At 43.0% G+C, this 293-nt stretch carries 1 pseudogene; it reads left to right on the top strand.

The features are described from left to right. Positions 1 to 293 (top strand): annotated as a pseudogene (locus H5154_RS23335) (hypothetical protein); the annotation flags it as partial.

The raw sequence follows: 293 nt of genomic DNA, 5'->3' as shown, positions 1-293 counted from the left end.
AGCCGGAGCTGGCTGAAGAAGATGAATTTGATTTAGACGACATCGATAGTTTAATTGATGAGACTGGCGATAAAGCAATAGCAGAGCCAGAGCTGGCTGAAGAAGACGAATTTGATTTAGACGATATTGACAGTCTGCTTGATGAAGCTGGCGATAAAGCAACAGCAGAGCCGGAGCTGGCTGAAGAAGATGAATTTGATTTAGACGACATCGATAGTTTAATTGATGAGACTGGCGATAAAGCAATAGCAGAGCCAGAGCTGGCTGAAGAAGACGAATTTGATTTAGACGAT

The sequence above is a fragment of the Pseudoalteromonas sp. SR44-5 genome (assembly GCF_014163675.1).
GTDB classification, from domain to species: domain Bacteria; phylum Pseudomonadota; class Gammaproteobacteria; order Enterobacterales; family Alteromonadaceae; genus Pseudoalteromonas; species Pseudoalteromonas rhizosphaerae.
The sequence above is the reverse complement of the archived record's forward strand: the minus strand, read 5'-3'. Positions and strand labels throughout refer to the sequence as shown.